Origin of the sequence: Staphylococcus arlettae (assembly GCF_002902345.1) — a bacterium.
Lineage (GTDB): Bacteria > Bacillota > Bacilli > Staphylococcales > Staphylococcaceae > Staphylococcus > Staphylococcus arlettae.
In genome coordinates, this window is sequence record NZ_PPQB01000022.1 from 268,467 (window position 1) to 273,785 (window position 5,319).

A 5,319-nucleotide genomic window follows, 5' to 3' on the forward strand; every position below is an offset into this window, starting at 1 on the left:
TATGCTTTTTCTTCCAAATTTGTTACAAAATAGGTTCATATTCTTGAACCCAATGATAAACGGTTGAGTGATGAACATCAACACCACGCTCCCTTAATATTTCAGATATATCACGATAACTTAATGCATATCTTAAGTAGTAGCCAACGGCTACAGTTATAACATCTTTATCGAATTGTTTATATCTGAATAGTACATACAGAAGACTCCTTTTTGTTAAAATTATACTATAAATTCAACTTTGCAACAGAACCCTTGTAAATCTGGTAGACCCAATTGTTATTGAATTATAGGTCTAAAATTCATCGTTATAATTTAGTTAAATCTTGTAAAGGACGCTTACACGTTTGTTCCAAACGGTGCAAAAATCATAATCGACCTTCGTCGATTTTTTTATTTTAAAGTTAAAGAAACGGCTCGAGATATTCCGAGCAGTTATAAAAATTAATTTGTCTTGAATATTGTTGTTACATTTTTGAAAAGTGATGTAGATTTATAGCCAGAATTTTTAGATTTACATTGACGATACTGCATCAAAAGAAAAAGTCAATCTACTTTTTCTAGGTTGACTTTTATTTTTATATCTAAAGGCACACTTACACACCTAAAAAACGTCGTGCTAAAAACAAATTTACATGTGGTAATCCAATATCCTTATTATACATTTTAACAGTTGGTTTAAAGCAAACTTTAAAAATATATAATTTTCAACCTATTTAATTACATTTGTTTCTTAAAACGCATATATGAGCCAGAATAGAAAATAGTTCCAGAAAAGATAAAAATTGCTTAAAAATCGTTAAGTTTTGACATTATACTTTTTAATCACTTAATAAAATTATTACTTAAAAATACTATTTTAATAAACTGATAACTGTACTTTTCCAAAAAAATGTGTATGATTCAACTTATATTCAATAATTAATTAGAAAGGGTTGATATTGTGAATATTTTAATAACAGGTGCCACAGGTGGTATGGGTAATTATGCTCTTGAATTTTTGAAAAAATTAGTTCCCCAAGATGAGATTTTCGCTTTAGTAAGAAATAAAGAAAAAGCAAGTCAATTGGAAGAAAAAGGATTTAATATAAGGTTTGGAAATTATGATGATTTTGAAGCGTTATCAAAAGCTTTCAAAGATATAGATCGTCTTTTATTTATCTCAGGGAATGAAGTTGGGCAACGTCAAAAGCAACATAAAAATGTTGTAGAAGCAGCTAAAGCAAATGGTGTTTCTTATATTGCTTATACAAGCTTTGGAAATGCTAATATTTCTAGTAGTCCGTTAGCAGAGGATCATAAATATACCGAAAAATTAATTTTAGATTCTGATATAAATTATACATTTTTGCGTAATAACTGGTATTTAGAAAATGAATACGGGTTAATTACAGCTGCTTTAAAAAGCGGAAACTTTGTTCATTCAGGTGGAGAAGGCAAAGTCGGTTGGGCATTGAAAGAAGAATATGCTCAAATAGCTGCTTATGCAGTATCAGGGAAATATGAATTTCCTAATATTATTGAAATTGGTGGAAATTTGATCACATATCGCCAATTAGCAGAAGAGTTAGAAAAAATTTCAGGTAAAAGTCTTGAGATTATTGATACAGATGTTAACACGGCTTCAAAATTCTTACAGGAAAACGCAGAATATCCTAAAGATTTAGCTGATTTTCTTGCTTCAGCACAAGAAATTATAAAAAGTGGAAGTTTAGATATTGAACCTGATGATTTAAAAAAATATATAGGAAACTCGTTATTACCGATTCAACAATCACTAAATAGATTATTAAAATAGTATAATCGCTTTAGGTTTAGATTTTGAACTGTTCTTATTAGAGTGCTAGCGATAAAGATGAAACTGTTGGGCGAATCCAACTATTTAAAGTTACAACAATTCACTGAAGCTTTAAATATGAGTGTGTAAAATGAACAATAAGAGACTAACAACAAAGTTATAAACTTTGCTGTTAGTCTCTTAGATAATAAATACTGATTGATATTATAAAATTATGCTTTTAATTTTTTAATAATTTCTCTATTGAAATCATCTAAGTCATCTGGGACACGACTCGTTACAATATTGTCATCTATTACAACTGATTCATCAACAACGTGTGCACCAGCATTAGATAAATCTTTACGTACGTTGATAACACCAGTTATTGTACGTCCGTTTAAATCGTCAGTATCAACTAGTAAAAGTGGACCATGACAAATCGCAAATGTTGGTACATCATTTTGAGTAAAGTACTTAGTAAAGGTACCATAACGTCCTTCTTCATCACCACGTAAATGGTCAGGTGAAAATCCGCCAGGAATTAATAAAGCATCATAATTTTCTGGTTTGGCATCTGAAATGCTAACATCTACAGTTACTTTCTCACCATGTTTACCAACAAGTTCATGTTTTGCTGTATCTCCAATAACTTCAGTCTCAAATCCAGCATTTTCTAATGCTTCTTTTGGACTAGTCAATTCTATATCTTCAAATTCATCTGCTAAAATGATTGCTACTTTTTTAGTCATAATACAACCTACCTTTCAATTATACTTTAAAACCTAAGTACTATATACACTAGAAAAAGGAAGTTTAAACATAATAGGTTGATTGATATCAGGAAGTTTGTTTTGTAATTCACTTAATGGTATTTGATAACCTAGAATAAGTTTTATAGACAATTTAATAGTGAATTATTAATTGAGTATAGTATTTTCTTAAATAATAATAGATTATGGGCATAACGCTAGCTTATTACATTGAATATTTTCTAATAGTATAGAAGTATAAAATTGAGTAATATACAATCCTCTCTTTATAAAAAGTTTCAAAAATCTTTCAGCTTTTAAAGACACAGTTTTTTATCGTTATACTAGATTGAAATTGAAATATTTTGGAAAAGTATTAATGAGGTTTCGATAACAATAAAATAGTGAAGTATATAATTATAATAATTTAGGAGGTAAGAAAATGAATAATGTAAAAGATAAAGTAGTTGTGATAACAGGTGCATCTAGTGGTATCGGTGAGGAAACTGTGAATTTGTTATCTGAAAATGGTGCCAAGCTTGTTTTAGGTGCGAGACGTTTAGATAGATTAGAAAAAATACAACAAAAAGTAGGTCATGATAGTGTAAGCATTAAAAAAACTGATGTAACAAAACCCGATGAAGTAAATGCATTAATTGAAACAGCTTATAATGATTTTGGCCGTATAGATGTTTTAATTAATAACGCGGGTCTTATGCCTCAATCCTTTTTAGAAAAGAATAAGCAAGATGAATGGAATCAAATGATAGATGTGAATATTAAAGGTGTATTATACGGCATTGGTGCAGTATTACCTTATATGAGAAAACAAAAATCAGGCCATATTATTAATTTGGCTTCTGTGGCGGGACATGTTGTTTTCCCAGGTAGTGCTGTTTATTGTGGTACCAAATATGCAGTGAGAGCGATAACTGAGGGATTAAGACAAGAAGAAGCTATAGTGGGTTCAAATATTAGAACAACAATTCTATCTCCGGGGGCTGTCAGCACTGAATTAACAGACCATATTAGTGACAAAGATATGAAACAAGATATAGATGAATTATATAAAAATGCAATTAAACCAGATGCTATTGCTAGAGCTATTAATTACGCAATTAATGAGCCGGAAGAATCTTCTGTAAATGAATTTATCATTCGTCCTAGTAGCCAAAGTTTATAATTTGGAATCTCTTATTTAGTAACTAATTTTATTAAAATACGCTGAGTAGTTTATTTTATAATTTACTTAATCTTAAACGATTAATTTGCAAAAGATAGAAGATAAAAGTGATTTTCATCTTCTACCAATTATAGAAAAGCTAAATATTTGGGTATATAAAATTCTTTATTATTATATTTAATTAACAACAAAACACCTTTAATTTATATAGTGACAAAAATGTCAGTATTGTTATTTATCGTAAATAATACCATAATGATAATATAAAAGATAGATAGGAGGGCGTTTTAATGGAATTACAATTAGCGATTGATTTATTAAATAAAGAGGATGCTGCAGAATTAGCAAATAAAGTTAAAAATCATGTAGATATCGTAGAAATTGGAACACCAATTGTTATAAATGAAGGATTACCAGCTGTACAACATTTAAATGATAATGTTGATGGTGTAAAAGTATTAGCAGATTTAAAAATTATGGATGCTGCCGATTACGAAGTAAGCCAAGCAGTTAAATTTGGTGCAGACATAGTAACAATTTTAGGCGTTGCAGAAGATGCATCAATTAAAGCAGCAGTTGATGAAGCACATAAACATGGCAAACAATTATTAGTAGATATGATTGCAGTACAAGATTTAGAAAAACGTGCGAAAGATTTAGATGATTTAGGCGCAGATTATATCGCTGTTCATACTGGTTATGACTTACAAGCTGAAGGTCAATCTCCTTTAGAAAGTTTACGTAAAGTTAAATCTGTAATTAGTAATTCTAAAGTAGCAGTCGCAGGTGGTATTAAACCAGATACAATTAAAGATATTGTTTCAGAAAATCCTGATTTAATTATTGTTGGTGGCGGCATTGCAAATGCTGATGACCCTGTAGAAGCTGCTAAACAATGTCGTGATATTGTAGATGCCCATACAAATGCATAATCAGTTACAATTAATATTAAATAAGATTAAACTAAACAGATAAAAATGTACATGTAATTTGTGAAAAAACTAGAAAACATTTTATGTTTAAACTTCCTTTTTTCTAGTGTATATAGTACTTAGGTTTTAAAATATAATTGAAAGGTATGTTGTATTATGACTAAAAAAGTAGCAATCATTTTAGCAGATGAATTTGAAGATATAGAATTGACTAGTCCAAAAGAAGCATTAGAAAATGCTGGATTTGAGACTGAAGTTATTGGAGATACAGCAAAACATGAACTTGTTGGTAAACATGGTGAGAAAGTAACTGTAGATGTTAGCATTGCAGATGCGAAACCAGAAAATTATGATGCATTATTAATTCCTGGCGGATTCTCACCCGATCATTTACGTGGTGATGAAGAAGGTCGCTATGGTACATTTACTAAGTATTTTACTCAAAATGATGTGCCTACGTTTGCGATTTGTCATGGTCCACTTCTACTAGTTGATACTGATGATTTAAAGGGCCGCACAATAACTGGCGTTATCAATGTACGTAAAGATTTATCTAATGCTGGTGCACGCGTTGTTGATGAATCAGTTGTAATAGATGACAATATTGTAACGAGTCGTGTTCCAGATGACTTAGATGATTTCAATAGAGAAATTATTAAAAAATTAAAAGCATAA

The 5,319-nt window shown here is 29.9% G+C and carries 5 protein-coding genes and 1 pseudogene; 4 read left to right on the forward strand and 2 right to left on the reverse strand.

Annotation, left to right across the window (positions count from 1 at the left end; genetic code table 11):
* Nucleotides 1–25 precede the first annotated feature (25 nt).
* Nucleotides 26–202, reverse strand: a pseudogene (locus CD036_RS11395) (IS6 family transposase); the annotation flags it as partial.
* Nucleotides 203–943: 741 nt separating this feature from the next.
* Here CD036_RS11395 and CD036_RS11400 point away from each other — a divergent pair.
* Nucleotides 944–1,798 carry an SDR family oxidoreductase gene (locus tag CD036_RS11400; RefSeq protein WP_021459430.1) on the forward strand — a complete coding sequence of 285 codons (855 nt, stop codon included), beginning with the start codon at nucleotides 944–946 and terminating at the stop codon, nucleotides 1,796–1,798.
* A gap of 212 nt (nucleotides 1,799–2,010) precedes the next feature.
* Here the strand turns inward: CD036_RS11400 and CD036_RS11405 are convergent, their stop codons facing one another.
* On the reverse strand, nucleotides 2,011–2,529 hold the full coding sequence (locus CD036_RS11405; protein WP_103388712.1) for a type 1 glutamine amidotransferase domain-containing protein: 519 nt from the start codon (nucleotides 2,527–2,529) through the stop codon (nucleotides 2,011–2,013).
* A gap of 442 nt (nucleotides 2,530–2,971) precedes the next feature.
* Here CD036_RS11405 and CD036_RS11410 point away from each other — a divergent pair, with 442 nt between their 5' ends.
* From CD036_RS11410 to CD036_RS11420, 3 genes are all read left to right on the forward strand, one after another.
* Nucleotides 2,972–3,712, forward strand: a complete 741-nt coding sequence (locus CD036_RS11410; RefSeq protein WP_002509534.1) for an SDR family oxidoreductase — start codon at nucleotides 2,972–2,974, stop codon at nucleotides 3,710–3,712.
* A 290-nt stretch (nucleotides 3,713–4,002) separates the two neighbouring features.
* Nucleotides 4,003–4,644, forward strand: a complete 642-nt coding sequence (gene hxlA / locus CD036_RS11415) for a 3-hexulose-6-phosphate synthase (protein WP_103388713.1) — start codon at nucleotides 4,003–4,005, stop codon at nucleotides 4,642–4,644.
* 156 nt (nucleotides 4,645–4,800) lie between these two features.
* Entirely contained in the window at nucleotides 4,801–5,319 is a 519-nt protein-coding gene (locus CD036_RS11420; protein WP_103388714.1) for a type 1 glutamine amidotransferase domain-containing protein, read from the forward strand.

What these genes read in the sequence shown, in the direction of transcription:
- CD036_RS11405 (WP_103388712.1), bottom strand. Translation starts at nt 2,529, where the DNA reads ATGACTAAAAAAGTAGCAATCATTTTAGCAGATGAATTTGAAGATATA.
- CD036_RS11410 (WP_002509534.1), top strand. Translation starts at nt 2,972, where the DNA reads ATGAATAATGTAAAAGATAAAGTAGTTGTGATAACAGGTGCATCTAGT.
- CD036_RS11420 (WP_103388714.1), top strand. Translation starts at nt 4,801, where the DNA reads ATGACTAAAAAAGTAGCAATCATTTTAGCAGATGAATTTGAAGATATA.
- hxlA (WP_103388713.1), top strand. Translation starts at nt 4,003, where the DNA reads ATGGAATTACAATTAGCGATTGATTTATTAAATAAAGAGGATGCTGCA.